Origin of the sequence: Streptomyces sp. G7(2002) (assembly GCF_028870195.1) — a bacterium.
In the GTDB taxonomy this organism is placed as follows: domain Bacteria; phylum Actinomycetota; class Actinomycetes; order Streptomycetales; family Streptomycetaceae; genus Streptomyces; species Streptomyces nigrescens.
Genome location: NZ_CP102609.1, coordinates 8,996,635 through 9,023,298, shown reverse-complemented (window position 1 = coordinate 9,023,298; position 26,664 = coordinate 8,996,635). Strand labels below are relative to the sequence as shown.

25 protein-coding genes are annotated in these 26,664 nt (G+C 71.5%); 15 read left to right on the top strand and 10 right to left on the bottom strand.

The genetic code is table 11. The features are described from left to right. The first annotated feature begins 185 nt into the window (after positions 1–185). A complete protein-coding gene (locus NUT86_RS38950) occupies positions 186–2,000 on the top strand; it encodes a TIGR03767 family metallophosphoesterase (protein ID WP_274740135.1) in 1,815 nt (604 codons plus the stop codon). Between the two features lie 126 nt (positions 2,001–2,126). Here NUT86_RS38950 and NUT86_RS38945 read toward each other — a convergent pair whose 3' ends face one another. Further along, positions 2,127–3,686: an alpha/beta hydrolase gene (locus tag NUT86_RS38945; protein ID WP_274740133.1), complete on the bottom strand. Its 1,560-nt coding sequence runs from the start codon at positions 3,684–3,686 to the stop codon at positions 2,127–2,129. A 235-nt stretch (positions 3,687–3,921) separates the two neighbouring features. Between NUT86_RS38945 and NUT86_RS38940 the strand changes: the two genes are divergently transcribed. The 6 genes from NUT86_RS38940 to NUT86_RS38915 all read left to right on the top strand — a co-directional run bounded on the left by NUT86_RS38940 (position 3,922) and on the right by NUT86_RS38915 (position 10,690). After that, a complete protein-coding gene (locus NUT86_RS38940) occupies positions 3,922–5,097 on the top strand; it encodes a barstar family protein (protein ID WP_274740132.1) in 1,176 nt (391 codons plus the stop codon). Between the two features lie 244 nt (positions 5,098–5,341). After that, entirely contained in the window at positions 5,342–6,949 is a 1,608-nt protein-coding gene (dacB, locus tag NUT86_RS38935; protein ID WP_274740131.1) for a D-alanyl-D-alanine carboxypeptidase/D-alanyl-D-alanine endopeptidase, read from the top strand. 85 nt (positions 6,950–7,034) lie between these two features. After that, complete coding sequence (locus NUT86_RS38930) at positions 7,035–8,078, top strand: ADP-ribosylglycohydrolase family protein (protein ID WP_274740748.1); 1,044 nt, start codon at positions 7,035–7,037, stop codon at positions 8,076–8,078. 37 nt (positions 8,079–8,115) lie between these two features. Next, positions 8,116–8,565 carry an RrF2 family transcriptional regulator gene (locus NUT86_RS38925; protein ID WP_148592683.1) on the top strand — a complete coding sequence of 150 codons (450 nt, stop codon included), beginning with the start codon at positions 8,116–8,118 and terminating at the stop codon, positions 8,563–8,565. A gap of 176 nt (positions 8,566–8,741) precedes the next feature. Then, complete coding sequence (locus tag NUT86_RS38920) at positions 8,742–9,989, top strand: globin domain-containing protein (RefSeq protein ID WP_274740127.1); 1,248 nt, start codon at positions 8,742–8,744, stop codon at positions 9,987–9,989. Between the two features lie 164 nt (positions 9,990–10,153). Next, entirely contained in the window at positions 10,154–10,690 is a 537-nt protein-coding gene (locus NUT86_RS38915; RefSeq protein ID WP_274740125.1) for a GNAT family N-acetyltransferase, read from the top strand. 127 nt (positions 10,691–10,817) lie between these two features. On the opposite strand, the gene NUT86_RS38910 is transcribed toward NUT86_RS38915, so the two are convergent. After that, entirely contained in the window at positions 10,818–11,774 is a 957-nt protein-coding gene (locus NUT86_RS38910; RefSeq protein ID WP_274740123.1) for a PhzF family phenazine biosynthesis protein, read from the bottom strand. Between the two features lie 85 nt (positions 11,775–11,859). Here NUT86_RS38910 and NUT86_RS38905 point away from each other — a divergent pair, with 85 nt between their 5' ends. The 4 genes from NUT86_RS38905 to NUT86_RS38890 all read left to right on the top strand — a co-directional run bounded on the left by NUT86_RS38905 (position 11,860) and on the right by NUT86_RS38890 (position 14,623). Continuing rightward, on the top strand, positions 11,860–12,774 hold the full coding sequence (locus NUT86_RS38905; protein WP_274740121.1) for a LysR family transcriptional regulator: 915 nt from the start codon (positions 11,860–11,862) through the stop codon (positions 12,772–12,774). 236 nt (positions 12,775–13,010) lie between these two features. Further along, positions 13,011–13,532, top strand: coding sequence for a hypothetical protein (locus tag NUT86_RS38900; protein WP_274740119.1), 522 nt, complete (start codon positions 13,011–13,013; stop codon positions 13,530–13,532). 62 nt (positions 13,533–13,594) lie between these two features. After that, complete coding sequence (locus NUT86_RS38895) at positions 13,595–14,008, top strand: hypothetical protein (RefSeq protein WP_274740118.1); 414 nt, start codon at positions 13,595–13,597, stop codon at positions 14,006–14,008. Positions 14,009–14,032: 24 nt separating this feature from the next. After that, positions 14,033–14,623, top strand: a complete 591-nt coding sequence (locus NUT86_RS38890; protein ID WP_274740116.1) for an SMI1/KNR4 family protein — start codon at positions 14,033–14,035, stop codon at positions 14,621–14,623. 133 nt (positions 14,624–14,756) lie between these two features. On the opposite strand, the gene NUT86_RS38885 is transcribed toward NUT86_RS38890, so the two are convergent. Both NUT86_RS38885 and NUT86_RS38880 read right to left on the bottom strand, forming a co-directional pair. Then, complete coding sequence (locus NUT86_RS38885) at positions 14,757–15,746, bottom strand: ornithine cyclodeaminase family protein (RefSeq protein WP_274740115.1); 990 nt, start codon at positions 15,744–15,746, stop codon at positions 14,757–14,759. Between the two features lie 183 nt (positions 15,747–15,929). Then, on the bottom strand, positions 15,930–17,309 hold the full coding sequence (locus tag NUT86_RS38880) for a serine hydrolase domain-containing protein (RefSeq protein WP_274740113.1): 1,380 nt from the start codon (positions 17,307–17,309) through the stop codon (positions 15,930–15,932). Positions 17,310–17,604: 295 nt separating this feature from the next. On the opposite strand from NUT86_RS38880, the gene NUT86_RS38875 reads away from it, so the two are divergent. Further along, complete coding sequence (locus NUT86_RS38875; RefSeq protein WP_018091550.1) at positions 17,605–17,862, top strand: WhiB family transcriptional regulator; 258 nt, start codon at positions 17,605–17,607, stop codon at positions 17,860–17,862. 143 nt (positions 17,863–18,005) lie between these two features. Here the strand turns inward: NUT86_RS38875 and NUT86_RS38870 are convergent, their stop codons facing one another. The 4 genes from NUT86_RS38870 to NUT86_RS38855 are packed head-to-tail and all read right to left on the bottom strand — an operon-like array spanning position 18,006 to position 22,486. Then, positions 18,006–18,665, bottom strand: coding sequence for an NADPH-dependent FMN reductase (locus tag NUT86_RS38870; protein WP_018091551.1), 660 nt, complete (start codon positions 18,663–18,665; stop codon positions 18,006–18,008). Positions 18,666–18,703: 38 nt separating this feature from the next. Then, positions 18,704–20,953, bottom strand: coding sequence for a xanthine dehydrogenase family protein molybdopterin-binding subunit (locus NUT86_RS38865; RefSeq protein WP_274740110.1), 2,250 nt, complete (start codon positions 20,951–20,953; stop codon positions 18,704–18,706). Further along, positions 20,950–21,948, bottom strand: a complete 999-nt coding sequence (locus NUT86_RS38860; protein ID WP_274740108.1) for an FAD binding domain-containing protein — start codon at positions 21,946–21,948, stop codon at positions 20,950–20,952. The genes NUT86_RS38865 and NUT86_RS38860 overlap by 4 nt, the downstream gene beginning before the upstream one ends. A gap of 1 nt (position 21,949) precedes the next feature. Further along, positions 21,950–22,486, bottom strand: a complete 537-nt coding sequence (locus NUT86_RS38855; protein ID WP_018091554.1) for a (2Fe-2S)-binding protein — start codon at positions 22,484–22,486, stop codon at positions 21,950–21,952. A 144-nt stretch (positions 22,487–22,630) separates the two neighbouring features. Between NUT86_RS38855 and NUT86_RS38850 the strand changes: the two genes are divergently transcribed. From NUT86_RS38850 to NUT86_RS38840, 3 genes are all read left to right on the top strand, one after another. Beyond that, on the top strand, positions 22,631–23,089 hold the full coding sequence (locus NUT86_RS38850; protein ID WP_018091555.1) for an RrF2 family transcriptional regulator: 459 nt from the start codon (positions 22,631–22,633) through the stop codon (positions 23,087–23,089). A 166-nt stretch (positions 23,090–23,255) separates the two neighbouring features. Beyond that, the gene (locus NUT86_RS38845) at positions 23,256–24,611 is read left to right on the top strand and encodes an acyl-CoA dehydrogenase (RefSeq protein WP_274740106.1); all 1,356 of its coding nucleotides are present in this window, start codon (positions 23,256–23,258) and stop codon (positions 24,609–24,611) included. A 232-nt stretch (positions 24,612–24,843) separates the two neighbouring features. Further along, a complete protein-coding gene (locus tag NUT86_RS38840; protein ID WP_018091557.1) occupies positions 24,844–25,311 on the top strand; it encodes a hypothetical protein in 468 nt (155 codons plus the stop codon). A 49-nt stretch (positions 25,312–25,360) separates the two neighbouring features. Here NUT86_RS38840 and tgmB read toward each other — a convergent pair whose 3' ends face one another. Both tgmB and tgmA read right to left on the bottom strand, forming a co-directional pair. Next, complete coding sequence (tgmB, locus tag NUT86_RS38835) at positions 25,361–26,284, bottom strand: ATP-grasp ribosomal peptide maturase (RefSeq protein WP_274740104.1); 924 nt, start codon at positions 26,282–26,284, stop codon at positions 25,361–25,363. Positions 26,285–26,289: 5 nt separating this feature from the next. Next, positions 26,290–26,481: a putative ATP-grasp-modified RiPP gene (gene tgmA, locus NUT86_RS38830; protein ID WP_026169961.1), complete on the bottom strand. Its 192-nt coding sequence runs from the start codon at positions 26,479–26,481 to the stop codon at positions 26,290–26,292. Positions 26,482–26,664 lie beyond the last annotated feature (183 nt).

Here is a 26,664-nt window from a genome sequence, read left to right as displayed (position 1 = left end):
TGGGACCGGGGTGTGCTGGTCGTCACGGTCGGCCGAGCGGCGGACGGTAACCGACAGGCAATGGGTGTACCGCGTTACGGGTTCGTTCAGCTACCGGCCACGCACGCCGCCCAAGCTCCGGAATGAGACATTCCGCTTGGTGACACCGCTGTGGCCGGCCTCTCGGCCTCGGCACGGAGGGCCTGATGGCCGGTATGACCCAGATCCCCACCAACCGTCGTAGTTTCCTCTTCACTTCCGGTGCCGCCGTCGCCGGAGCCGGTGCCGCATGGGCACTGCCGGGCCGGCACAGCAGCAGCGCGGCGCCGGGCGCCGGACACACGCAGACCCTGAACCGCACCACGCCGGCCCGCCCGGCCGTACGCCGCGCGGCACCGCACGGCGCCACCACGCTGGACACCACGGCGCGCCTCGTCGGCAGCGGGGGCTACCGCCGCCTCACCTCCGGCCCGGGCTGGCCCCTGGTCGTCCGGGGTGAACTCGCCGCCGCGTCGGCCGGACGCCAGGACCGGCGGACCGCCCTGGCGTGCTTCGTCCAGTTCACCGACCTCCATGTGGTCGACGTCCAGAGCCCGTTGCGCACCGAGTTCCTGCGCGCCGGTTCGCCGGGATCGTGGCGGGCCCAGGAGGCGCTGTCGGTGGCCGGTTCGGTCTCGCTGGTGGAGCAGGCCAACGCGCTCGGCGGCGGTCCGCACACGGGCCGTCCGCCAGCGTTCGTCATGTCCACGGGCGACAACATCGACAACCACTCCATGGTGGAGCTGGAGTGGTTCCTCACCCTCATGAGCGGCGGCCGCATCACCCCCAACACCGGAGACCCGACGTCCTTCGAAGGCGTACAGAACTCCGGTCTCGCGCTGTACTGGCATCCGGACGACGGGCTGCGCGACCAGGACAAGAAGCGCGGGCTGCCGTCGATACCCGGCTACCTCGAAGCCGCGATGCGCCCGGTCGTCAGCCCCGGTCTGCGCATGCCCTGGTACTCGACGCCCGGCAACCACGACGACCTGCCGGGCGGCTGTCTGGCCCCGCAGGACCCGGTGCTGACGGAGTACATCACCGGGGCGCGCAAGCTGTTCTCCGTACCGGACGCCGATGTGGCCGCGTTCAAGAAGGTGCTGGATTCCGGCGACGACCCCAAGAGCACGGTGCTCAAGGACATCCTCGCCCGCAACGCCGGCCGGGCACGGACCGTGACCCCCGACGAGCGGCGGCGCATGGCCACACCGCACGAGTATCTGCGGGCCCACCTGAACCCGGCCTTCGCGGGAGCGGGACCCGTCGGCCACGGCTACACCGACAACCACCTCGACGGCGACCGGATGTACTACTCCTTCCCCGTCGCGGAGGGTGTCATCGGCATCAGCATCGACACCACCTACCGCAGCGGCCACTACGAGGGATCGCTGGGAACCGAGCAACTCCAGTGGCTGGAGCGGACGTTGGCGGCCCACAGCTCCCGCCATTACGACGAGGACGGCCGGCTGGTGCGCAATGCCGGCGCCGATGACGCACACATCCTGGTGTTCAGCCACCACCACAGCCCGAGCATGACCCGGCGGCCCGACGCGGCGCGCGCGGAGGAGAAGCGGCACGACGGCGAGGAGGTCATCGCCCTGCTGAGCCGGTTCCCGAACGTGGTCGCGTGGATCAACGGCCACAGCCACGTCAATCGCATCACGCCGCACGCCCACCCGACGGCCGCCCGCTCCTTCTGGGAGGTCAACACCGCCTCGCATGTGGACTATCCGCAGCATGCCCGGGTCATCGAACTCGTCGACAACCACGACGGGACGCTGTCCCTGTTCACCACCCTCATCGAGTCCGCGGCGCCCCACCGCACGGACTTCGACGACCTGTCGGCCGTCGGCCTCGCGTCCCTCTACCGCGAGCTGTCCTACAACGCCCCCGGCCTCGCCGGTATGACGGGCGCGGTCCACGAAGTCATGGCGGGCACCCCGGCGGACCGCAACACCGAACTCCTCGTCCGACGGGCCTGATCCGGGGCCTGATCCGGGGCCCGCCCCTCGACGGCCCCTCGACGGTCCGTCCACGGCCCCCCTCGACAACCGTCCACGCCCCGTCCACGGCCCCGGCCGTCGGCCACCCACGGACGGGGCCGTCGGCTACCCGCGCCCCGGCGGCACCGGCAGCGGGCCGGCCGCGCAGGCCACATCGTGCTCCGGAGCGGCCCCGTCGAGGAGATAGGCGTTCACGATGCCGTCCACACACGCATTGCCGTTCTGATACTGGCCGTGATCGCCGCCCCCCGTCACGGTGACCAGCCGCGAACCGCGCAGCGCACGGTGTGCCGCGAGCGCACCTTCGTAGTACGTGGCGGGATCGTGCACCGAGTTGAGCATCAGCGTGGTCGGCAGCCCCTTGCCGGTGACCCGTACGCGGGGAGCGGCGGGCACCGGCCAGGACGCGCAGGTCGCCGCGTAGGCGAGTTCACGCGCCCCGGCGAGCGGATGGGCCGCGGTGTCCTCGGCGCTGCGCCGGATCCAGTGCCCGAGGTCACGACGCCACGGGGTGTCGTTGCAGGTCACCGAGAAGAAGGCGGCGGCGAACCCTGGGGACAGATAGTTCCCGAAGACCTTCCCGGCCAGGGTGCGCTCGGCCGGTGTGGCGGACGGCCAGTGGTCCAGGGCGCTGAGCGCGGACGCCAGTTGCGGGAACTGCTGCCCTGCGTTGTAGATGTTCTGGAGCGTGGCGTTGTCGAGCTGGTTGGGCCCGATCGTCAGGGAGCCGACGGTCAGCGGATGGTCGCGCAGGGCACGGCGGCGCGCCTCCCACCGCGCCTTCGCCTCGGTCGCGGTGCGCCCGTAGTGGTACGTGGCGTCGTAACGGGCGATCCAGGGCAGGAAGTCCTGCTCGAAGCGGCGCTGGAAGCTTCTCGGCTGGCCTCCTTCGACGTCCTGCCAGGTGCCGCTGAAGTCCAGGTTGCTGTCCAGTACGGCGCGCTCGACGCGCTGCGGGAACTCGGTCGCGTAGTACGCACCGAGCCAGGTGGCGTAGGAGGGCCCGTAATAGGAGATCTTGCGCACGCCGAGCAGGGCACGGAACAGATCCATGTCACGCACCGCCTGCTCGGTGGTCAGCCAGGGAATCAGATCGCCGCTGCGCCGCAGACAGCCGGCGACGAGCTGCCGGGATCGGTCGAGGACGCCGCGCAGCGCCGCGGGCGAACGGTCGCGGAAGTCATGGGCGTAGAAGTCCTGGAACTCGGCGTCGGTCTGGCACCGTACGGGCGTGCTGCTGCCGACGCCGCGCTGGTCAAAGCCGACCACGTCGTACGCGGCTCCCACGGCGGGCGAGCGGGCGGCGAAGTCCGCGGGCCGGGTCAGACCTGAGGCCCCCGGGCCGCCCGCCGCCATCATCAGTACCCCGCGCCGCCGGGCGGGGTCGGCCGCGCGGTGTCGGGAGACCGCGACGCTGAGGTCCGCCCCGGCACCCGGGTGATGCCAGTCGCGCGGCACGGTCATGCGCGCGCACTCCAGGGACGGTTTCGCCGCGCAGGGCTGCCAGTTGAGCCGCTGGTGGGCGTAGCGGGCCGGTACCGGCGGCCCGGAGCGGTCCGCCGCCCGGGCCGGCGACGCGGTGGGCAGCACGGCCGACAGCAACGCGGCCGCTGCCATTCCCGACAGCGCGGCCCTCGGCCACCGTGGTGTTCTGAACGCGGACATCGATCCTCCTGTCGGCGCGCGGAGTGCGCTGCCACGGCAAGAATCCTCGGCGTCCCGCGACCCACGGTCGATCACTCTGGTGCCCGTTCCCGAGGTGGCACCAGCACCACCACGCCTCTCCCCACGCAGCACCGCTCCCCCTTCGCACACCACCGCCGTCCCGGTCGCCGTGCCACGCCAACGGCTCCCTAATGTGGGGCTGTTGGCGGGGACATCTGAAGAAACCGGGGGCGGAGTGCAGAGCAAGGACCATGCCGTATGGGACCGGAGTTTTCCGGTGAAGTACCTGCTGGTGCGGGAGGACGAGGAGGCCGAGGACGGCGAGGAGGAGCTGTGGGCCCGGTGCGCGGCGGTGGAGGGGCTGTTCGTGGACCCGGTGCCGCTACCGCGGGAGGTCCTGACCCTGCGCGGCTACGCCCCCGCGGGCTCGTCGCGCGACGCCATGATCCGGCCGGAAGCGGCGACAGGTCTCCTCGGCGACATGCTGATAGAGGTCTCGGACGGCACCCAGCCGGTGGGGTGGTGGGAGCTCGTCGACGCCGTCGTCCTTGCCCAGCACCCCTGCCGGACCGACCCTTCCCTGGTGGACGTCGTGATGGGGGCCGGCGTCAAGAAGCTGGAGGGCGGTGTCCGCACACCGCCCGCGTCGCCGCGGTTCGAGCTGTTCACCGGCATGAACGCCACCGCGGGCCACTGCCTCGCGGTGGACGGCCTGTTCACACCACGTCAGGATCCGGCCAAGACCCCCATGGAGCTCATCGGCTGCGAACCCACGGAACCGCTGCTCTCCGTGCTGCGCAGGCCGAGCCGGTGGGAGCGGGCCGGGGCCGAGCTGTGGACCCTGGACCGCACCGGCCGGACCATGGCGCGCCATTTTGTCGGCCTGGGCATCGACGGGGCGCGGCCGTCCGTGCTCGGGGGCGCGCTGATCGACATCACCCTCACCGACGGGGGCGACAACCGCCCCTCGCCGGCCACCCGTACGGTCTGGGAATCCTGGTACCAGGGTTTCCCGACGGCCCCCAACCAGTGGGCGCCCTATGCCTCGCAGGGCAGGGCTGAGTGGCTCAGGCTCACTCTCCAGGCCACGAGGGCCCGGTACCCCGACCGCTCGGGCGGTGTCCACCACCTCGACGGCCGGTACATCACGGACGTGCCCGGCCTGCACTGCGCGTTGGGCGAGGCGCTCACCGGTCCCGGAGGGTACTTCGGGTGGGGGTGGGACGCGTTCCGGGACTGCCTGTGCGGCGGGTTCGGTGTGGCGCCGCCCTTCACCCTGATCTGGCACGACGCCGGCACCGCCCGCCGGGCACTGGCGGATGTCGTGTACGACCCGGAGGAAGGGCTCTCCTACTTCGAGGAGGTCGTACAGACCCTGGAGCGCTCCCGAGTCACGGTCGTCCTTGAGTGAGGACGTGACGGGTGGGTCGTGACGGGTGGGTCGTGCCCCGGGTGGGACGTGACAGGTGGGACGTGACAGGTGGGTGGTGGCGGAGCGTCGGCGGCGTCCCGCGTCTGCCGTCCGGACCGGAGCGCTGGGGCGTCCGGGGGACCCGGGCCGACGTGCTGCGTCCCCGCGGTGGTGGTGCGCAGTACCGTCAGTGCGTTGCATATCGGCAGATATGCGGCAGAACAACACCATTGGTGGAGTCTGTATGCCCCTCTCCGTCACACCGCGGCCGGCCCGACGGCGTATCGCCGGCAGCCTGGGCGTGCTGCTGGCCGTCGGCGTCGTCCTCATCGGCCTCATCCAGGCGGCGCCGTCCGCCCCGCGCCGTGAGCTCGATCCGCGGATCGCTTCGATCATGCGGAAGCCGGACTACCGGCATGCCCAGTGGGGGCTTTTCCAGCAGGATCCACAGACCGGCAAGGTGACCCAGTCCCGCTACGCCGGCCAGTTCTTCATCCCCGGTTCGGCGGCCAAACTGTTCAGCGTCAGCGGGACCTGGCACACCCTGGGCGGCGACCATCACTTCGTCACGCCGGTCCACGCCGTCGGACAGCGCCGGAACGCGACGCTCAAGGGCGATCTGGACCTGGTCGCGCAGGGTGATCTGACCCTCGGCGGCAGAACGCGCAAGGACGGCACCGTCGCGTTCACCGCCATCGACCACACCTACGCCAATGACGTCCCGGGGGCCACCCTCACCCCGCAGGACCCGCTGGCCGGCATCGACCAGCTGGCACGGCAGGTACGTCAGTCGGGGATCCGCCGGGTCGACGGCGATGTGGTCATCGACGCGCGCCTGTTCCAACTGGACCCCGCCCTCAATCCGGTCCCCACACCGCTGATCATCAATGACAACGTGATCGATCTGCTCAGCACCCCCGGCGCCGGACCGGGTGCCCCCGCCGGGCTGGACTGGCGCCCGAAGGTCGCGCCCTACCACGTCACATCCTCCGTCCGCACGGTCGCGGCGGGCACAGCGTCCGACATCAACGTGAGCAGCTCCGCCGACGGCACCCGCATCCAGCTGTCCGGCACCATCGCCGCCGGCTCGGCCCCCGTCCTGCGGGTGGCCGCCATCAAGGACCCGAACGCCTTCGGCCGCACCGCCCTGATCGAGGCACTGAAGCGGGCCGGGGTCGAGGTCCGCGCGAAGGCCGTCGGCCCCAACCGCGCCCGCCAGTTGCCGCGCTCCTACCAGGGCGCCCCCATCGTGGCCCGCTACACCTCCCCCTCGTACGCCCAGTACGCCAAGCTCATCCTCAAGGTGAGCCACAACCTCGGGGCGAACCTGGGGATGTGTCTGATGGCCACCAGCAAGGGAAGCACCGACTGCGAGGCCGGATTCCCCGTACTCGCCACGTTCCTGGAGCGTGCCAAAGTGGACCGCAAGGCCGTACAACTCGCCGACGGCCGCGGCGGCAACCCGGCCGACCGGACCACCCCGCAGGCCCTGGCGCAGATCCTGACGTACTGGCAGCGCACCCCCGAGGCACAGCGCTTCCGTACCTCGCTGCCGATCCTGGGCGTCGACGGGACCCTGGCGGACTCCTGCCGCAGCTGCCCCTCACGCGGCAAGGTCTTCGCCAAGACGGGCACCGCGGCGGGCGGCGACCTCCTCAACGACCGGCTGGCCGTGGGCGCCGAAACCACGGCCGGCTATCTGGAGACCCGCAAGGGTCACTACGACGTCTTCTTCGCCGGAGTGAACGGCGCCGCCACCCCCACCGCCGACATCAACGGCGTGCTGACCATCGCCAACGATGTGTCCGACGTCGCGGCCTACCTCCAACAACAGGCGGCCGGGCAGCACTGAGCAGCGGGGTGGGTGAGCGTGACTGCCCGAGCGGCCCGAGCGGAGGGCCGTTCCGTCCCCCCGATAGCCTGAGGGAATGCGGCAGATGCAGTGGGCGGAGCGGACGGCGGGCGCGGTCATCGGCTCGGCGGTGGGCGACGCCCTGGGAGCGCCCTTCGAGTTCGGTCCGGCAGGCGCCTTCTCCGCGCGGTTCCCTGCTCCTGGTGCGGCCGAGGAGATGTGCGGTGGCGGCGGCTGGGACCCCGGCGAGGCCACGGACGACACACAGATGGCCGTCATGGTCGCCGAGTCGCTGCTGGAGCGGGACGGACTGGACCTGCCGGACATCTTCCGCCGGTTCCAGCAGTGGGCGGCCTCCGGACCCAAGGACATCGGCCTGCAGACCGAAGACGTCCTGACCAACGGCGCGCCCTGGGACACGGCTGCCGCCCACCACTTCCAGGTCAGTCAACGGGCCGCGGGCAACGGCTCCTTGATGCGGGCAGCCACGTCCGCCGTCTACTTCGCCCGCGACGGACAGCGCGCCACCATGGACGCCGCCCGCCGTATCGCCGCCCTCACCCATGGCGACCGGGCGGCCTGGGAAGGCACCGCCCTCTTCCACGAACTCCTCCGGGCCACACTGGAAGGCGGCGATCCGCTCACCGTTCTCCCCGATGTCCTGACGCTCGTCCACCCCGACCACCGCCCGCGCTATGCCACGGTCCTCGCACCCGACTGGCACCCCGGCCAGGCCACCGAATTCAACGGGGCCGTCTGGCCATGCCTGGGCTCCGCCGTATGGGCCCTGCGCACCACCGCCGGCTATGAGGAAGCGGTCCGCGCGGCGATCGACCTCGGCGGTGACACAGACACGGTCGCCGCGGTCACCGGTGGCCTCGCGGGCGCCTACTACGGCCTGGACGCGATACCCGCCCGCTGGACCGCCCCCTTGCACGTTCCGCTGCCGGGCTTCGGCGACCGCGTGCTGAAACTGCCACAGCTGCTCGCACTTACCCACCGCCTCGCAGCCTGCCCCTGTCCCGCATCCACCGCCCTACGCCCACTGGCCACTGGCCACTGCCCACTGGCCCCCTGCCCGCCCCCAACAGCGCCCAGGGACGACAAGGCAGCCGCCTTCGGGACTTAAATTGGCATCTTGAATGCCACTTCTATAGAGTGCTGCTGTGCGACTGACCAAAAGCACCGACATCGCCCTCCGTATCGCCATGCGCCTCGCGGTGCTCGGCGATGCGGGTGACGCGCCCACCACCCGGGAGGTGGCGAGCGCCGTCGAGGTGCCGTACACCCATGCGGCCAAGGTGGTCAGCAAGCTCCAACACCTCGGCGCCGTCGAAGCGCGGCGCGGACGTGGCGGCGGGCTGACGCTGACGGCCGCGGGGCGCACGGGGTCGCTCGGGCGGCTGGTGCGTGAGCTGGAGGGGGTCGATGACGTCGTGGGGTGCGAGGACGATCCACCGTGTCCACTGCGTGGCGGCTGCCGGCTGCGCGGCGCGCTACGGGCGGCACAGGAAGCGTTCTACGCCTCGCTCGATCCGCTCTCCGTTGCCGACCTGGTCGACCCACCGACCGGGCCGCTGCTGCTCAGCCTGACCCCCGCACCACCCACGGGCTGAGCGCGCCCGGCCGACCCTGTCACGCCTGGGCGCGAAGGGACCGCCACACCAAGGCCCCTCAGTCCTTCCCGCACCCCCCTCAGACCTCACCGCACCCCTCAGCTTTTTCGCGGTTGAAAATACGCATCCTAGATGCAAGTTAACCTCCCCCACCCTTCGAGAGTCCGGAGTTGTCGATGCTGTCGCCGAAGTCCGCCGAGACCGTACGTGCCACCCTCCCCGCCGTCAGCGGAGCCATCGGCGAGATCACGACGCTCTTCTACGAGAAGCTCTTCGCCGCCCACCCCGAGCTGCTGCGCGACCTCTTCAACCGTGGCAACCAGGCCAACGGCAGTCAGCGGCAGGCCCTCGCCGGGTCCATCGCCGCCTTCGCGCGGCATCTCCTCGACCACCCGGACGACCGGCCGGACGGCATGCTCGCGCGGATCGCGCACAAGCACGCCTCTCTCGGGGTCCGTGAGGACCAGTACCCGATCGTGCGGGAGCACCTCTTCGCGGCCATCGCCGACGTACTCGGCGATGCGGTGACCGACGAGGTGGTGCGGGCCTGGGACGAGGTGTACTGGCTGATGGCGCACGCCCTGATCGCCGTCGAGAAGCGGCTCTTGAGGGAAGCGGGCGTGCGGGACGGCGCGGGATGGCGTCCCTATCGGGTGGCCGGCCGGATCGAGGAGACCGACGAGGTGGCGACCTTCCTCCTGCGGCCCGCCGACGGCGCTCCCGTCCCGGCGTCCCGGCCCGGCCAGTACGTCTCCGTACAGGTCCAACTCCCCGACGGCGCACGGCAGATACGTCAGTACAGCCTGTCGGGGCAGCCGGACGGCGGGCTGCAGATCTCCGTGAAGCGGGTGGCGGCCGGCCGTCGGCCCGGCGGCCCGGGCGACGCGCCCGCGGGCGAGGTGTCCCAGTATCTGCACACACAGGTGCACGGCGGCGAAATCCTGTACGTGAGCCCGCCGTTCGGTGAGGTGGTGCTGTCCGACGGCGACGGGCCCCTGCTCTTCGCGTCGGCGGGCATCGGCTGTACCCCGATGGCCGGCATGCTCGCTCACCTCGCCGCCACCGGCTCCCGGCGCCGGATCATCACCGCGCACGCCGACCGCTCGCCCGCCACGCACCCGTTCCGTACGGATCTCCGCCGGCTCACCGGCAAGCTCGCCGACGCCACGGCGGAACTCTGGTACGAGGAGGGAGCCCGGGACGAGGAGGAGGGCGCGGAGCGGGCACCGGGCGGTGCGGAGGACGCGGTGACCGTGCGCACCGGACTGATGGATCTGACGCAGCTCACCATCCCGTCCGGCACCACCGCGTATCTGTGCGGACCGGTGCCGTTCATGAAGGCCGTACGGGCCCAACTACTGGAAGCCGGCGTGCCTTCCGCGGCGATCCACTATGAGGTCTTCGGCCCGGACCTCGGACTCTAGGCGCGAACGGGCCGTGCCGGACCAGGCCGAAAGTCGCCCCCCACGGCCCGGTGACCTGGGCGATTACCCCAGGTCGGTGAGTAATCGGTGCAGTAGTCGGTGAAGTAGTCGGTGGAGCAAGGAGATCATTGCCAACGGCCGGTGGGGGCAGCATGATGCGAGGAATGACAGCACACCTGCCTTCCACAACACCGGCCGTGATCCGGCTGACGCGGTACACGAGGACGGAACTGAGCGAGATCCTCGGGGACGGCCCGGACCCCTTCGGAGTCTCCTGGGCCGGGCTGACCTGGCTGGACAAGGACGAACACTTCGGAGTCAAGCTGGACGGCCGACTCGTGGCGCACACCGGTCTGGTGACTGTTCCGCTGTCGATCGGCTCCCTGGAGACCCGGGCGGTCGGCTTCGGCGGCGTGGCCGTCGCCCCCGACCTGCGAGGACAGGGACTGGCCCGGATCGTCATGACCGCCGCCCTGGAGCACGCCCGCACGATCGGACCGCAGTACGGCCTCCTCTTCTGCCTGCCGCATCTCCTCCCCCTGTACGAGAGGCTCGGCTGGCGGCAGCTTCGCGAGGACGTAGTGGTTGAGCAGCCCGCGGACACCACCACGGTCATGCCGTTGGAGATCATGTGGACACCACTGCGCGACGGGGCTCAGTGGCCGACCGGTGGGGTGCAGCTGCGGTCACTTCCCATGTGAGCGGTGGTCGTTGAGGTCTCGTCGGGGGCGAGGCGATGGGCGACCGCCGGTCTCCGAGGTCGGCGGTCGGCCTCACCTGTAGCTGCCCCCGGCCCCTGGCCCCTGGCCCCTGGCCCCTGGCACACCGTCACGGCGCCGGGAGGGGCACCGCCTGTCCCGTCACCCGCACCCGCGGGTCATCGGGGTGGACGTCGACATAGAGGTCGCTGGGGCGGCCCATGTCCTCGCCCTGCCGGATGTGCACCCGCAGGGGCTCGGTGACCAGGCCCAGGGCACGCAGATAGCCGCCGAAGGCCGCGGCCGCTGCGCCGGTGGCCGGGTCTTCCACGACGCCGCCGACCGGGAACGGATCACGGGCGTGGAAATCGAAGCGGTCAGCGGCCTCGCGGTGGACGAGGTGCACGGTGGTCCAGCCGTGCCGGCGCATGAGGGCGTGCAGCGCGTCGAAGTCGTAGTCGAGAGCGGCCAGTTGCTCCCGGCTGCGGACCGCGAGGACAAGGTGGTCGTTGCCCGCGAAGGCGACGTGGGGCGGCAGGCCGGTGTCCAGATCGTCGCGGCTCCAGCGGAGCGCGCGCAGCACCGGCTCGACCTGGGTGTCTCCGGCCGGGTGGGAGTGCGCCGGCACGCTGGTGAGCGTCGCGCGGACCAGCCCGTCGTCGAGGCTGGTCCCCACCCGGATCTCGCCGGCGGGCGTCTCGAACAGCAGCTCGCCGGTTCCGTTGCGGGAGGCGAGGGCGACGGCCGTGGCGATGGTGGCGTGTCCGCAGAACGCCACTTCGGCGCGGGGGCTGAAGTACCGCAGCCGGTAACGGCGTGCGGCCGTGTCATGTGCCGTGACGAACGCGGTCTCCGAGTACCCGACCTCCGCCGCCACGGCGAGCATCCGCGCCTCGTCGAGGCCCTCGGCGTCGAGCACCACACCGGCCGGGTTGCCGCCTGCGGGGTCGGCGGTGAAGGCGGAGTAGCGCAGCACCTCGATGCTGTCCGGGCTCGGGAGGGTGTCCGGGCTCTGGAGGATGTCCGGGCTCTCGGCGGTGTGCGGGAGCGGGTTCGAGCTGGTGGGGGACGTCGTCTGTGAGGTCATGGGTCCCACGATGACACCGGGGTCTGATCGCGTCCAACGATGAATTTCGTTCCTGCCCATCGGATCTTGCGATAGCGTGCCACGGGTGGACACCAGACTTCTGCGTACGTTCGTGACCCTCGCCCGCGCGGGAAGTTTCACCGCCGCGGCCCGCGACCTCCATCTCGCCCAGTCCACGGTCACCGTCCAGATCCGCACGCTGGAGAAGGAGTTGGGGACCCCGCTGTTCGACCGGATGCCGTCGGGGACGGTGCCGACCCGGGCCGGGCAGCGGCTGCTGGAGGAGGCCGAGGACGTACTCGACGCGGTGGCCCGGCTCCGTACGACGGCCGCGGTCGCGGCCGGGCAGTGTGACATCGAGGGCGGGACGGCCGAGGGGCAGGTGGTCGTCGGCGCGGGTGATTCGCTGTGCTCCGCACGGCTGCCGGGCGTGATCGCCGCCCTGCGGCGCGCGCACCCTCAGCTGGAGGTCCAGCTGCACGCCGTCAGCACGGCCGAGGCGGTGGACGGCCTGCGCACCGGCCGGCTCGACCTCGCGCTGATGCTGGAGCCGGAGGTCGCCGAGAACGATCTGCTCGCCCGCAGGATCGCGAGCGAGCCGCTGGCGTATGTGGCGGCCCCCGGTCATCCGCTCGCCGGGCGGGCGGCCGGCTGGGACGAGCTGGCGCAGGAGTGCTTCTTCGTGCACGAGGAGGGGTGCTCGTACAGTGACCGGCTCGTGCGGACGCTGCTGGGTCTGCCCGGTGCCCGGCCGCGGATCACCCGGTTCGGCAGTATCGACGCCGCCCGGTCGTGCGTCGCGGCCGGTCTCGGGCTGACGCTGCTCCCGCGTGTGACGGTCGAACGCCACCTTCGTGAGGGCCGGTTGACCATGGTGGAGGGCCCCGAGGCCCCGCCCGTGCCTGTGCAGCTCGTCCGGCACCGGAGACGGTGGTTCGCGCCGGGCGCGCGGATCGTGGCCGAGGAGATGACGCGGACCTTCGCCGCCGCGGAGGCCTGAGCGGAGGCATGAGCGGGGAGGCATGACGGGAGACCAGGGCGGGAGACCCTGATGACGGGAGACCGGGGCGGGAGACCGGGGGGCGGCAGCCGCCACCGGGGAGCCGCCCGCCCCTCGCGTCCGGACCCCGCCCTCGTCGGCTCCGGAGTGCCACGGGAGTTCGTATGTGTCCTTCGTCCGCGTGGAGGTCCGGCGCGTCGTTTGGACAGCTCACGGGCCTCCGACACCGTGAAGGCGTGCGCCCTCTCCTCCTTCGCCTCGTCGCCGCCGCGGCCGTTCTCCTGGCCGCCGGCGGCTGTGTGTCCCTTCCCGCCGGCGGCTCCCCGCAGGCCCCCGGTCTGGCACCGGGCGGCCGCACCGTCGCCCCGGCCCGCCCCTCGCCCCTGCTGCTGCCCACCAAGGGGGCACCGCGTGAGCAGCTGGTGGATGTGGTGTCCGCACGGAAGAAGACGAAGCGGCCCGCGGCGTCACGGAAGAGGCATGCCGCTCCCCGGCACGCCGCGCCGGGGAACCGGGCGGAACGGCGGCCCGTGGGACGGCCGGTGCCGCAGCCCGCTCGCTCCGTGGCGTCGAGGCCACGTCCGGTGCCGGTACGCACGGCACCGAGGCAGCGGCACCACGCGGAGGCGCCGCCGCGCGCGCACCGGCGGCCGCCGCGGCCCCGCTCGACGGTCGATGCCGGTGTGGTGTGCCGGATGGCCGCCGGCCGTGTCCGGGCGGATCTGCTGCGGCTGTGCCACCGGACGTACGGACGCTGAAGCGGCGCGACGGGGTCGGCCCCGGCCCGGCCGCGCTTCGGCGGGCAGGGGAGAATGCTGCGATGAAGCGAAGAACCCGCTCGGCGGCGCTGGTCTGTATCGGAGCCCTCACTCTGCTGTCCGCCTGCACCGCGGACCGTGACACACCGTCCGGCCGCCCCTCCGAAACCCCTGGGCCCACGGCCACCACCACCCTCGCGCCCGGTGCCGCGGCCCAACTGGCCGACCGCTACCGGCGGTCCGGCGGGGCGCACGAGGTGTACGGGATTCAGCAGAAGTCCGGCCCGGGCGGCGTCCCCCTGCTGATCGTGTGGACGCACAACCCTGATGAGGACGGCGCCAGGTTCGACGAGCTGAAGGATTCGATCATCGGCTTCCTGACGCGCAAGGAGGGCCTTTCGCTGAAGCAGGGCTACTTGATGGATGTGTTCGGTCCGAAGGGTGCGCTGCAGCACCGTCTCGACGCCCGCCCGTAGCCGGCGCGCGGGAGGAGACGAGAGATGAAGAGCGACGCGGGTCCTCCGGCGGGACAGGCCGGGGGCTGGGATGCGGAGGCCGTACGGGCCCGGATCGGCGAACTGGCGCTGCGGGACCCGGAATTCACCCGGTTCGGCTCCGATGAACACCGCTACCGGCTCACCCCGCCCCTGCCGGAGGCGGCCCTCCGCGCCTTCGAGGAGCGGTACGCCGTCCGGCTGCCCGATTCCTACCGCGCGTTCCTCGCCCGGGTCGGCGGCTCCGGGGCCGGTCCCCAGTACGGACTGCTGCCGCTCGACGAGCCCCTTCCCGTCGAGAGCGAGGACGCCGTCGACGATCTGCGGGAACAGGACCGGCGGCCGGGCTTTCTGGCGGCGCCCTTCCCGCTCCGTGGGGAGTGGCGGGGCAGTCCTGCCGAGCGGTTCGACGAGGAGGCGGAGCGCGCGAGGGTGGCGGGGTCCCTGGTCATCGCCGAGTCGGGGTGCGGGGAGTTCGTCCGGCTCGTCGTCACCGGGCCGTCCACCGGGCAGATCTGGTTCGACGACATGACCTGGGACCACATCAGGCCCGGACCCGACTTCCGGGACTGGTATCTGTCCTGGCTGCTGCGCTGAACCGGGCACCCGTGCCCGGCACTTGCCACGGCCCGAACCGGTCCCCACCCGACCTGCTACGGCCCCACCTGCCCCGGCCCGACTCGCCACGGCCGGCGGGCAGTCCGCCCGCCCGCCGGCGATTCTTACCACGTCAGTCCAGCCGGATCTCCGCCCCGACCGACCGCTCCCGGGCGGCCGCGACGACCAGGGCCGCGGCCGCGGCGTCCTGCACCGCCACGCCGACGGACTTGTAGAGGGTGATCTGCTGGTCCGAGGAGCGGCCCGGTGCGCTGCCGGCGAGGAGTTCGCCCAGCTCGGCGTGCACATGTTCCTCCGTGATGATGCCGTCGCGGAGAGGGCCCAGCAGATCGTTGCTGCCCGCGGGGAACGGGGCCAGCGCGGCCTGCCGCGACTCGACGCACACCAGCGCTTCGGCGACCGTGGCATCGTCGACCTCCCGGCCGTCCGGGTTGAAGCCCACCGAGGTCACATGCACTCCCGGTGTCAGCCAGGAGCGGCGGATCACGGGGTCGACGGCGTGGGTGGCCGCGGCGGCGATGTCGGCGCCGTCGAGCGCCTCGGCGTAGGTGGCTGCCGCCTCGACGGGTACCTGGAGTGCGGCGGACAGTTCGTCGGCCAGGGCGGTAGCCTTCGCCCGGTCGCGGCCGGCCACCCGGATCTGCCGGATCGGCCGCACCCGGCACATCGCTTCGGCATGCGACCGGGCCTGCGCCCCGGTGCCCAGAACGGCCAGCACCGAGGCGTCCTCACGGGCCAGCAGACGTGCCGAGAGCGCCGAGCCGGCGGCGGTCCGCGCCGCGGTGATCGCCGTACCGTCCAACAGCGCCGTGGGCTCACCGGTGTGCGGATCGAAGGCGACGATCAGTGCCTGGTGGGTCGGCACGGGGGTGCCGCCGTTGTGCGGGAAGACGGAGACCAGCTTGCTCATGAGTACCCCGGCCGACGGAACGAAGCCCGGCATGGCCGCCAGGAAGCCGTCCCGTTCCGGCACCAGCGCGGCGACGCGGTCCGGGGCGGACGCCCGGCCCGCGCTGAGATCCGTCATCGCCGACGCCAGGGCGTCGATCAGCGCATCCAGGTCGAGCAGCGCCTCGACCTGCGAACGACCGAGAACCAGCATCCGCCTCAACCTCCTGCTCAGAGCTGCCCGGCCGACTTGCGCCGGCCGAGGAGTCGACCGTAGTCCCCTCGGCGCGTTCCCGCCTCCCCCTGTTTCCTGACGGGCGGCCGGTGCGGCTTCCGGGGCGCACCGTGCCCGGTTGCCCGGCCACCGCCGGTGGTTGACGCCTGCGGGGGCGGCCGCTCAGGCCGGGGCCAGGGTGCAGGGGTGGCTCAGGAAGTTGCCGAGCCGGCCCTCGGTATCGCCGTTCTTGTAGGCGTGCGCCTCACCGGTCAGCGCGCCCGCTTCGAGCCGGAGGCCGAGTCCCAGCTCCGGGCTGTTGATCCGGGCGTCCGCGGTCGGGAGCTGCAACGGGAAGGAGGCGTGCAGGTCCCAGGACGCCGAGGCGCTCGCCGGGACGGTGGCGCTCGCGCCGGCCAGCCGGAGTTCAATCTGCCGGCCCGGCAGCACCCGGAGGGTGAGCGGCACGTCCCGCTCGGGCGCGCTGATCCGGCCCGTCCATTCGCCCTCCGGCAGCGTCATCGGGCGCGGCGGGCCGGTGAAGGTGGGTGTGATCGACTCGGCGCTGTGGCCCGGGACCAGTTCGCCCAGCACATACTGGAGGATCGCGTCGCGGGCCGCCTTGTTCGTGCAGTTGGTGAGCACCGCGACGGAGAGCCGCCGCTCGGGTACCGCGACGGCCATCGCGGCCACTCCGGGCCCGCCACCGCCGTGGCTCTGCACCAGCGGACCGTCGCCCGAGGACAGGCACCAGCCGAGTCCGTATCCCAGATGCTCGTTGACCGGCAGTGCGTGCCGTACGGCCGCCGCGGTCTCCGGCTTCAGCAGACGGTCGTACGACTGGGCGAACAGCGCCAGCTCACCGGCCGGGGCCCAGCCGAGGGTCGCGCCCGGGTGGCCGCAGTCGTAATCGGGGTAGGCACGGCCGTCGGAGGTGTAGCGGAGCGCCGACGGTGCCGGGCCCGGGGGTACCGGCCCGAGGTGGCAGCCGGTGAGCCCGAGCGGCTCGAAGACGCGTGTGCGGACGCAGGCGCCCAGGTCCTGGCCGGTGGCCTGCTCCAGGAGGCGGCCGAGGAGGCGGTAGCCGAGGTTGGCGTAGCCGAAGCCGGTACCCGGTGCGCGGTAAGGCACGGCGTAGCGGTCCGGGTCGCGCACCCGCTCGCCGTCGCCGTAGTCCCAGTCGTAGTACGGCCCCAAGCCGCCCCGGTGCTGGAGCAGTTGGCGCACACTCGGGGCCGGCCACCGGTCGGCGCCCGGCAGCGGGACGGGGGCGTCCAGGTCCAGGAGTCCTTCGTCGGCCGCATGGCAGACGGCGGTCGCGGTCATCGACTTGGTGACGGAAGCCAGCCCGTACACCGTGTCCGGCGTGGCCGGACGGCCGGTGGCGGTATCGGCCGAACCGTGGGCCGCGGCGAGGACCACCTCGCCGCGCTCGGCCACCGCGACGGAGACCGACGGACACCCGTGTTCCGCCAGCTTCCCGGTGCAGTATTCGCTCAGCCCGTCCAGCATGTCGCGCCCCTCCCCGTCGTATGCGTTCCCCATCAGTTCACGGCTGTTCACGGGAGTCAAGGTGCAAAGTGCCTGGTCGCAGGCCGCGTTGGCCGTGGTCCCCCCGGCCTCGGTCCGTTCGGGTGCGTGCCCGGGCACGGTCCGCCGTCGTGGCCGTGCCGGACCGAAATGTGATCGGTTCGGGGAGGAATGTGTTCGTTGGGGACGGCTGCGCATTGTGGGCGCAGGATCGGGCACGCGAGGACAGCAGGCGTCCGGGCCAGGAGGCTGCAGGAGCAGCCGGCCGCCCCGACGCCGCGCCGCACTGGACATCTACCGCGCCCCGCCGCGGAGAACGGAGGCATTCATGGACTGGCGTCACGACGCGGTGTGCCGCGAAGCGGACCCGGAACTTTTCTTTCCCGTCGGCAACACCGGCCCCGCGCTTCTGCAGATCGAGGAGGCCAAGGCCGTCTGCCGCCGCTGCCCGGTGATGGGGCAGTGTCTCCAGTGGGCGCTCGAATCCCGTCAGGACTCGGGTGTCTGGGGCGGTATGAGTGAGGACGAGCGGCGTGCCATGCGGCGTCGGGCCGCTCGGCACCGGGCTCGCCTTGCCTCCGCCTAGGGGCAGCCGTTCCGGCGCTCGTTCCCACGGGTGCCGCACCGGTACAGCATCCCCGTTCATGACAGGGGCGGTAGCGGAACGAGGCCCGCTACCGCCCCTGACGGTTCCGGCACCGGGCGGCAGGGCCGCCGCCGGACGCCCGCTCAGTCCTCCGCCCGCTGGGTGACCGGGGCCCCGGTGCGGTCCCCCGGGAACTCGTACCAACGGCGCTGCAGACAGACGTAGTGCGCATCGGCCTCGACGAGGCGGAGGAACGCGGTGACGGTCTCCTCCAGGCGCTGCTGCAGCCCGGAGTCGGTCAGCTGCCCGTCCTCGGTGAAGCCCTGGTGGGCCGCGGCAAGACTGAACATGTCCGGGTAGACGCGGGTGCCGAGATGCTCCAGCGGAACCCTCAGCGCCCACAGCCCTCGGTTGCCGCCGACCATGGACGGGGAGGCGGAGACCAGCAGCGCATGCTTGGTCTTGAACGGCTGCGGCCGGACCCGTGAGACCCAGTCGATCGCGTTCTTCACCACTCCTGGCACGGAGGCGTTGTACTCGGGTGAGGAGAGCACGAAGGCGTCGCACCATTCGAGCCGGTCGCGCAGTGCCAGCGCGCCGTCCGGCAGCCCCTCCGTCTCCTCCACATCACCGTCGTACATCGGCATGCTGAATTCCCGCATCCTGGCGACATCCACGGACGCGTCGGCAGCGGACAGCATGCGGCCCACGAGGGAGGCCAGACGGGCATTGGTCGATCCGGCCCGCAGCGAAGCCCCGAGAACGAGTACGCGCAGCGGGCCGGGGTGTGCATCCGTGGGCATGGTGATGTCCTTCCGTCGCCGGGCGGGACAGGTCTCGCCTACAGCAGGTGCTCGATCCTGATCGGCAGTTCCCGTGCGCGGTATCCGGTCGCGTGGAAAACGGCGTTGGCGATGGCCGCCGCGGCGCCGACCATGCCGACCTCGCCGAGTCCCTTGACGCCGAGCGGGTTGACGACCGTGTCCGGCACTTCCACGAACTCGACAGCGACGTCGGGTGCGTCGGCGTTGACCGGCACCAGGTACTCGCCGAGGCTCGCGTTCGCCCAGCGGCCGTCGCGGGTGTCGACCAGACTGCCTTCGAGCAGTGCCTGGCCGAGGCCCCAGAGCATGCCGCCCACGGCCTGGCTGCGGGCGGTCTTGGCGTTGAGGACCCGGCCCGGGGCGAAGGTGCCGACCATGCGGCGCACCCGGACCATGCCGAGGTCCGGGTCGACGGCGACCTCGGCGAACTGGGCGCCGAAGGTGGCGAGCCCGTACGGCAGGTTCTGTGGTGGCGGGCTCCAGCTGCCGAGCGCGTCCAGGTCGGTCATGAAGTGACGCTGCATCAGGGCGCTGTAGGTCTCGCCGGTCTCGGGCCGGTCCCGGAGCTGCATCCGTCCCTCGCGGACGATGACGGTGGCGGGGTCCGCGTGGTGCAGCGGGGAGCCGGGGTCGGCGATCGCCTGCTCGATCATCTGGTCGCGGAGTGTGGTGGCGGCCGTGTACACCGCGGCGCTGATCATTCCGGCGCCGGCCGAGCCGACCGCGGCCGCGACGTTCGGGAGGTCGGTGTCGCCGTACTCGAACCGCATGTTCCGCAGGGCGACGCCCAGCCCGTCGGCGGCGACCTGGGTCATGGCGGTACCCACTCCGGTGCCGAACTCCTGGGTGCCGGCCTGCACCACCGCGGTGCCGTCGGCGTAGAGCCGGGCACGGGCCCGCTGCGGCTGCATGGGGAAGAGCACGGGGTAGCCGGCGGTGGCCATGCCTTTGCCGATGAGCCAGTTGCCGTCCCGCTCGGAGCGGGGTTCGGGGTTGCGCGACTGCCAGTCGAAGCGGGCCGCGCCGCGGCGGTAGCACTCCTCCGCGCCGTCACTCGACCAGGGGTGGCCGGTGTTCGGGTCGGCCTCCGCGTGGTTGCGCAGCCGCAACTGCACCGGGTCGACGCCGATTTGGTGGGCGAGTTCGTCCATCAGGCATTCCAGGGCGCACATACCGGTGGTCTCGCCGGGGCCGCGGGTGAAGGTGGGCGTCATGGTGTTGCTGCGGATCAGCCGGTAGACGCCCTCGTAGTGGGGGCAGGCGTAGGCCTGCGAGGCCATGCCGAGCGAGGGTTCGGCCCACTCGTCGAAGGGCGAGGTCAGCGAGAGCTTGTGGTGGCGCAGTGCGGTGAGCCGGCCGTCGTCGGTCGCCCCGAGTTCGATGCGTTGTTCCTGCTCCTCGCGGTGGCCGCAGGAGGTGAACATCTGCTCCCGGGTGAGCGTCAGCTTGACCGGCCGGCCCACCTGCCGCGCGGCCAGGGCAGCCAGGGTCACATGCGGCCAGATCATGGCTTTGCAGCCGAATCCCCCGCCGACGAAGGACGCCCGGACCCGCACCTTCGACGGCGGGATGCCCAGCAGCGCCGCCACGGTGCTCTGGGTCGCCACGATGCCCTGGGTGGCGTCGTAGAGGGTGAGCCGATCGCCGTCCCAGACGGCTGTGGTGGCCGAGGGCTCGATGGGGTTGTGATGGTTTGCCGCGAAATGGTAGGTGGCGTCGAGGCGTTGGGTCGCGGCCTTGAAACCGGCCTCGACATCACCTCGGACGGTACGTGCGGGAAGGAACCCGGCGAAGATCGCCTCGGGTTCGTAGGCCTGGTCCCTGCCCTCGTCCAGGGTGGTGACGGAGGCACTCCGGTCGTAGTCGACGTGGAGCTGCCGGGCCGCGAACTGGGCGCGTTCGAGCGAGTCTGCGATCACCATCGCCACGGGCTGGCCGAAGTAGTGGACGATGTCGTCCTGCAGCGGGAAGAAGCTCTCCCCCGGGGCGGCGTGACCGGCCAGGGACGGCAGCAGGGACGGCCGGCCGGGGATCTTCGGCAGGTTCTGGTGGGTCAGCACGGCGAGCACACCGTCGGCCCGCTCCGCGGCGTCCGTACGGATTCCGGTGATCCGCCCGTTGGCCGTGCGGGCGCCGACCAGGGCGGCGTACGCAGTGTTGGGCAGGGTGATCTCCGCGGAGTAGCGGCCGCGTCCGGTGACTTTGGCGGGACCGTCGACGCGGTCGACGGGCCGGCCGACGGCTTCGAGTGTGGCGCCCGTGGTCATGCCGTCCCGCCTCCCGTCGTGGCAGCGGTCCGCAGGGCACGGACCAGGGTCCGCCGGGCGAGTTCCGTCTTGAACGCGTTCATCGGCCGGGTGACGGCGGGGGTCAGTTCGGCGGCCGCGGCCCGTGTGAACGTGCCCTCGTCGGCGCGCTGTCCCACCAAGAGGTCCTCGGCCCGGCGGGCGCGCCACGGTTTGGTCGCCACCCCGCCGAAGGCGAGCCGGACCTCGCGGATCACTCCGTCCTCCAGCGACAGCGCCGCCGCAACCGAGGCGAGGGCGAACTCGTAGGACTCGCGGTCCCGCACCTTGAGGTACAGCGAGCCGCGCGCCATGGGGAGTGCGGGCACCTCGATCGCGGTGATGAGTTCGCCGGGTGTGAGCGGATGCTCCCGCTCGGGCGTATCGCCGGGGAGCAGGAAGAAGTCATCGACCGGGATGGTGCGGCTGCCGTCCATGCCTTCCACGTGCACCACGGCGTCCAGGGCGACGAGGGCGACCGCCAGGTCCGAGGGGTGGGTGGCAATACAGTGCTCGCTGGTGCCGAGGACGGCATGACCGCGGTTGACGCCGTCCAGAGCGGAACAGCCGCTCCCCGGAACGCGCTTGTTGCACGCGGATTCGGGGTCGCGGTAGTAGGCGCACCGCACCCGCTGCATCAGGTTCCCGCCCATCGAGGCCATGTGCCGCAACTGGGCGGAGGCCCCGAGCAGCAGTGCCTGGGACAGCATCGGGAAACGCTCCACGACCGCGCGGTCCTCCGCGACCTCGCTCATCCGGGCCAGCGCACCGATGAGCAGCCCCCCGTCGGAACGGTCCTCGACGCCGGTCAGCGGCAGCCGGTTGATGTCCACCAGACGATGCGGTCGCAGCACATCCAGCCGCAGCAGATCGACTTCCGTGGTGCCGCCCGCGAGGAAGGAACTCCCGGGGTCACTCGTCACCGCCGCGACGGCGCTGTGCACGTCCGTCGCGCGGGTGTAGCTGATGGCACGCACATCACTGTCCTGTCTTCCGGTCCCGCATCTCGCGAATCGCGGAGCGGATATGGGGATAAGCCGCGCATCGGCAGATGTTGCCGCTCATCCACTCGGCGATCTCGCCGTCGGTCCCGGCATGCCCCTCGTTCAGCAGCGCCACGGCCGACATGATCTGTCCGGGCGTGCAGTACCCGCACTGGAAGGCGTCGTGTTCGAGAAAGGCGCGTTGCATCGGGTGCAGCTCATCGCCCTCGGCGAGGCCCTCGATGGTGGTCACTTCCCGGCCTTCGCAGCTGATGGCCAGGGTCAGACAGGACAGCACTCTGCGCCCGTCGACCCAGACCGTGCACGCCCCGCAGGTTCCCTGGTCACAGCCCTTTTTGGAACCGGTGAGGGCCATCTGCTCACGCAGCGCGTCCAGCAGGCTCACCCGTGGCTCCAGGTTCAGGACCCGGGAGACGCCATTGATGTCGAGGGCCACCTTCACGCTGCCCGGCCCGCGCGTCTCCAGGGTGGATGGCTGGGTGACGGATATCGGCGCGCCTTTGTCTGCCACGACACTCACCTCGGAGTCGATGCCGTATGTCGAGCGTCCGTCCGGTCGTCCGGGCTCGCAACCGGACGACTGAGGAGTGCCGGACGGCGGACGCCGGTGCACCCGGCGGATCCGCGCCGAGTTCCTTGCGGGATAATGCGGGGCATGCGGATCTCAGCCAGAGCGGACTATGCCGTGCGTGCCGCGCTGCAACTCGCTGATGCCCGGGATGCGGGGCCGCTCAAGGCAGAGGCCATCGCCCAGGCCCAGGACATTCCGCACAAGTTCCTCGAAGGCATCCTCAACGACATGCGCCGGGGCGGACTGGTGCAGAGCCGGCGGGGCGGCAACGGCGGATACCGGCTGGCCAAGCCCGCGGAGGCGATCAGCATCGCGGATGTGATCCGGGTCGTGGACGGGCCGCTGGTGTCGGTACGCGGAGTCCGGCCGCCGGAGCTGTCCTACACCGGTGCCGCCCGGTCACTGCTGCCGCTGTGGATCGCGCTGCGGGCGAACGTCCGCGAGATCCTCGACGGCGTGTCACTGGCCGATGTCGCCTCCGCCGAGCTGCCGCCGCAGGTGGCGGAGCTGACCGAGAACCCCGATTCCTGGACGAATCCGTAGATTCCCAGGGATCGGGGCATGCCGGGCCGCCCTCCCCGGATGACGACGGTCCGGATGCCAAGACGAGGCTGTCCACCCCTTGAACGCCCCTTGATCCGCCCGCAGTCCGGAAGCGATTCTTTCCCTATCAATCCAGTGGGAAAACTAGGGAAGCCAGGAGGTCGGCGTGCGCACACCGACGCGTTCCGTCCCGTCGGCCGGTGGTCCGTTGTCCACCCCCGCACCGGACGCGGCCGACCGGACGGGCCAGGCCACCACGCCCGAGAAGTCCCCCGCGCAGCCCGCTTCCCCGCAGGTCAAGCACGGTACCGACGACGAGATCTGGCGGCGCGTCACCCGTGAGGTCGCCGATGATCTCGCGGTCGACGCCCTCGTCCGCGACCGGGCGGGCAAGCCCCCGTTCGACGAGCTCGCCCGGCTGCGCGAGGCAGGGCTGCCCGCGCTGCTGACACCCCCCGGCCCCGCCCGGCGGGGCACCGACTGGCGCACCGCCTGCGCGGTCATCCGGGAGATCTCAGCAGCGGACGGTTCCATCGGCGAACTGCTGGGCCGCCACTATGTGTTGTCGTGGAGCGCACGGTTCTTCGGCACGCCGGAACGGGCCGACGGACTCGAACGCCGGGCGAGCGCGGAGCAGTGGCTCTGGGGCGGCGGTATCGACCTCCCGGACACGGAGCCGGCGACCGGCCCCGATCTCACCCTCACCCCGGCCGAAGGCGGGTACCTCCTCAACGGATGCCAGTCGTTCGCCGCGGGTGTGACCGTCGCCGACCGGCTGGTGCTCGGCGCGGTCTGCACCGCTACCGGCGAGTCCCTGGTGGTCTGTGCCGACCCGGCCCACCCGGGTGTGACGGCCGACCCCGAGCACGACCGCCTCGGCCAGCGGCTCTCCGCGGCCGGCCGGATCAGCTTCGACGGTGTCCCGGTCCCCACGGACCAGGTGCTCGGCGCGGTCCCGCACGACGAGCACGCGCTCGCCCCGTTCACCACGCTCGCCCCCTTGGCGCTCCGGCTCGCCCTCGTCCACGTCAGCCTGGGGATCGCCGAAGGAGCGCTGGCCGAGGCGCGGGACATCACCCGATCCGCACCCCGCAGCCGGCCGGTCACCGGGCGGGACGACGGCACCTACCCGGACCGCCCGGACGCGGACCCCTATCTCCTCCTCGCGTACGGGGAATTGGTGACCGATGCCCACACCGCCGCGGCCGTGGTCGAGTCGGCGTCGGAGGCCCTGGCGAGGGGGCTGCTCGCGGGGCCGGAGCTCGGGGTCGACCAGCGCGCCGAGATCGCGGTGCTGGTCGCCGCGGCCGAGGCCGTCACCAGCCGCTCCGCGATGCACCTCACCACCCGCATCCTGGAACTCACCCAGGGCGCCGACTCCGCGGCCGACCCCTTGGGGTTCGACAGGTTCTGGCGCAACACACGCGTGCTGACGGCGCAGGCCTCCCCCACCCATGGGCTCCGTGACATCGGTGACCACTACCTGAACGGGACGCACCCGGCTCTGACGCTGCACGCCTGACCGCGGCTCGTACGGCGCGGAGGTGCGGAGGTACGGAGGTACGGCGGTGCGGCGCATCGCGCGGAGGTAAATCGCCGGGCCTGTCGGCGTCGCTTCGGACGGATCGGTACCAGGGGCTGCTACATCTCGGATGTTCATCCCGAAGCGGGGAAGCCCGTCGGTCCTGTGAGGTGGCGCCTTGTCAGAAAGCCGCAGCGTACCCGTGCAGCCGCCTGCCCGACGCGGGGAGCCGTTGCAGCGACTGCTGTTCGGCGGGGTGTACGGCTCGGTGCTCGCCAGCGCTCTGGCGGCGGCGCTGGGCCATGAAGGCAGGCCGCCGGACCCCGGCTACGACGCGCTGTGGGTGGCCCTGACGGCCGTGGCATCGGCCGCGGCACATGGCTACGCGCACTCCATCGCGCACCGGACGAGCGACGACAGGCAGGTCACCGCGAGCGCGGTGCGTTCGATGCTGTCGGAGTGGCCGCTGGTGGCCGCGATGCTGCCCACCATGGCCGCGCTGTTCGGCGCACACCTGGGGTGGTGGGGCGAGGAGAGCGCGATCGAGGTCGCACTGGGCCTCAATCTGGTCGCGCTGTTCGGTTGGGGGGTATGGGCGGCCCGGGTGGCGGAGCGGCGCTGGGGGGCGTCCTTTCGGGTCGGTTGCGTGGACGTGATGATCGGTCTGCTCATCGTGATCGCGAACGTGTTGAGCAAATAGCCGGAAGGCGGCAGAAGTACGGGGGTGCCGGTCGACCGCCGCTCCGGGATCAGGGTTCCACGGCGAGCCAGGTGGCGATGGCCTGGGCGATGGGCTGGTCGGTCTCCAGCTGGATGAAGCCGAACTGGCCGCCCTGGTTGCATTCCAGGAACCACCAGGCGCCGTCCGGGTCCTCGGCGAAATCAAAAGCACCGTAGGCAAGTTGAGCGGCAGTCATATAGGCATTCACGCCTCGCTGGACGGCGTCGGGCACCTCGACGGGCTCCCAGGTGCCGTGGTGGGTGAAGCGGCTGTCCACTTCTTCCGGATCGGCTTTCTTACGGGCGGCGAAGAGATGGTCACCGACACAGGTGAGCCGGATATCGGCCTCCTTGGGGATGTGCTGCTGGAGCAGGGTCGGCCCGCCCGCCACCCCCGAGAAGTCCGTGTCCGGGCTGATACGCGTGGTGGGCAGCACCATCGGCGGATCGCCGGGGTGCTTTCCGCTCACCGATTTCACCACCAGGTCCTGGTGGGCGGCGGCGAACTGCCGGGCCATCGAGGGGAACGTGGTGAGCAGGGTGGCGGGCACGAGAAAGCCGCTCCGGTGGGCGAGATGCAGCTGCCAGGGCTTGTAGCGCGCCTGCGCGGACGCCACGGGATGGTTCATCCAGCGCGCCTGAGTGGAGGTCAGCATGCCGTAAAGCGCCTGCTCGGCCTCGGCCGTGATCCAGGCGGACTGTTCCGCGGTGCGTGCCCCAGGGGTACCGGGCCGGCGGACCCATACCGAGCGCAGACTGCTCAGGCTCACCATGCGTTCGCCGGACTTCAGATATCCGTGGAAGTCGCCCCCCGTGTACTCCGCCGACAGGGAGACCCTCCCGGGCAGGTCGGCGGGGTCGAGGCGGACGAGCGGGACACCGAGGTCCTGCAGCGTCGACACCACGATGTCCGCCGTCAAATCTTCTTCGCAGGTCAGGACCAGGACGGTCATGGCGCTCAGTCGTCGAAGTGGGTCTTGGAGCCGGCGGTGGAGGCGGTGGTGCCGGTGGCCAGCAGTACCGCCCGGCTGCAGGTCGCCGGTCGCCCGTCCGGCAGGACGTTGAGTTGCCGCGTGGCGTCGTAGCTGTACGGCGTACTGGTCGATGACTTCGCCGCCGGACGGGCGTAGCTCAACGCAAACGGTCGCATTCCATCTCCTTCAAAGACCGGTTTCCGAGCCCTTGGCACGGGGCAGGGGTGGAAAGCCCCTACTTATGACTCTGCACGGAAGACGCGACAATCTGGTCAGTTAGTTGCCTCTTTTGCTCGTTTCCAGTGTTCCTCTTGACTGAAAAGCGGCGAGCGCGTACGCACTGTCTCCGTGATGTGCCA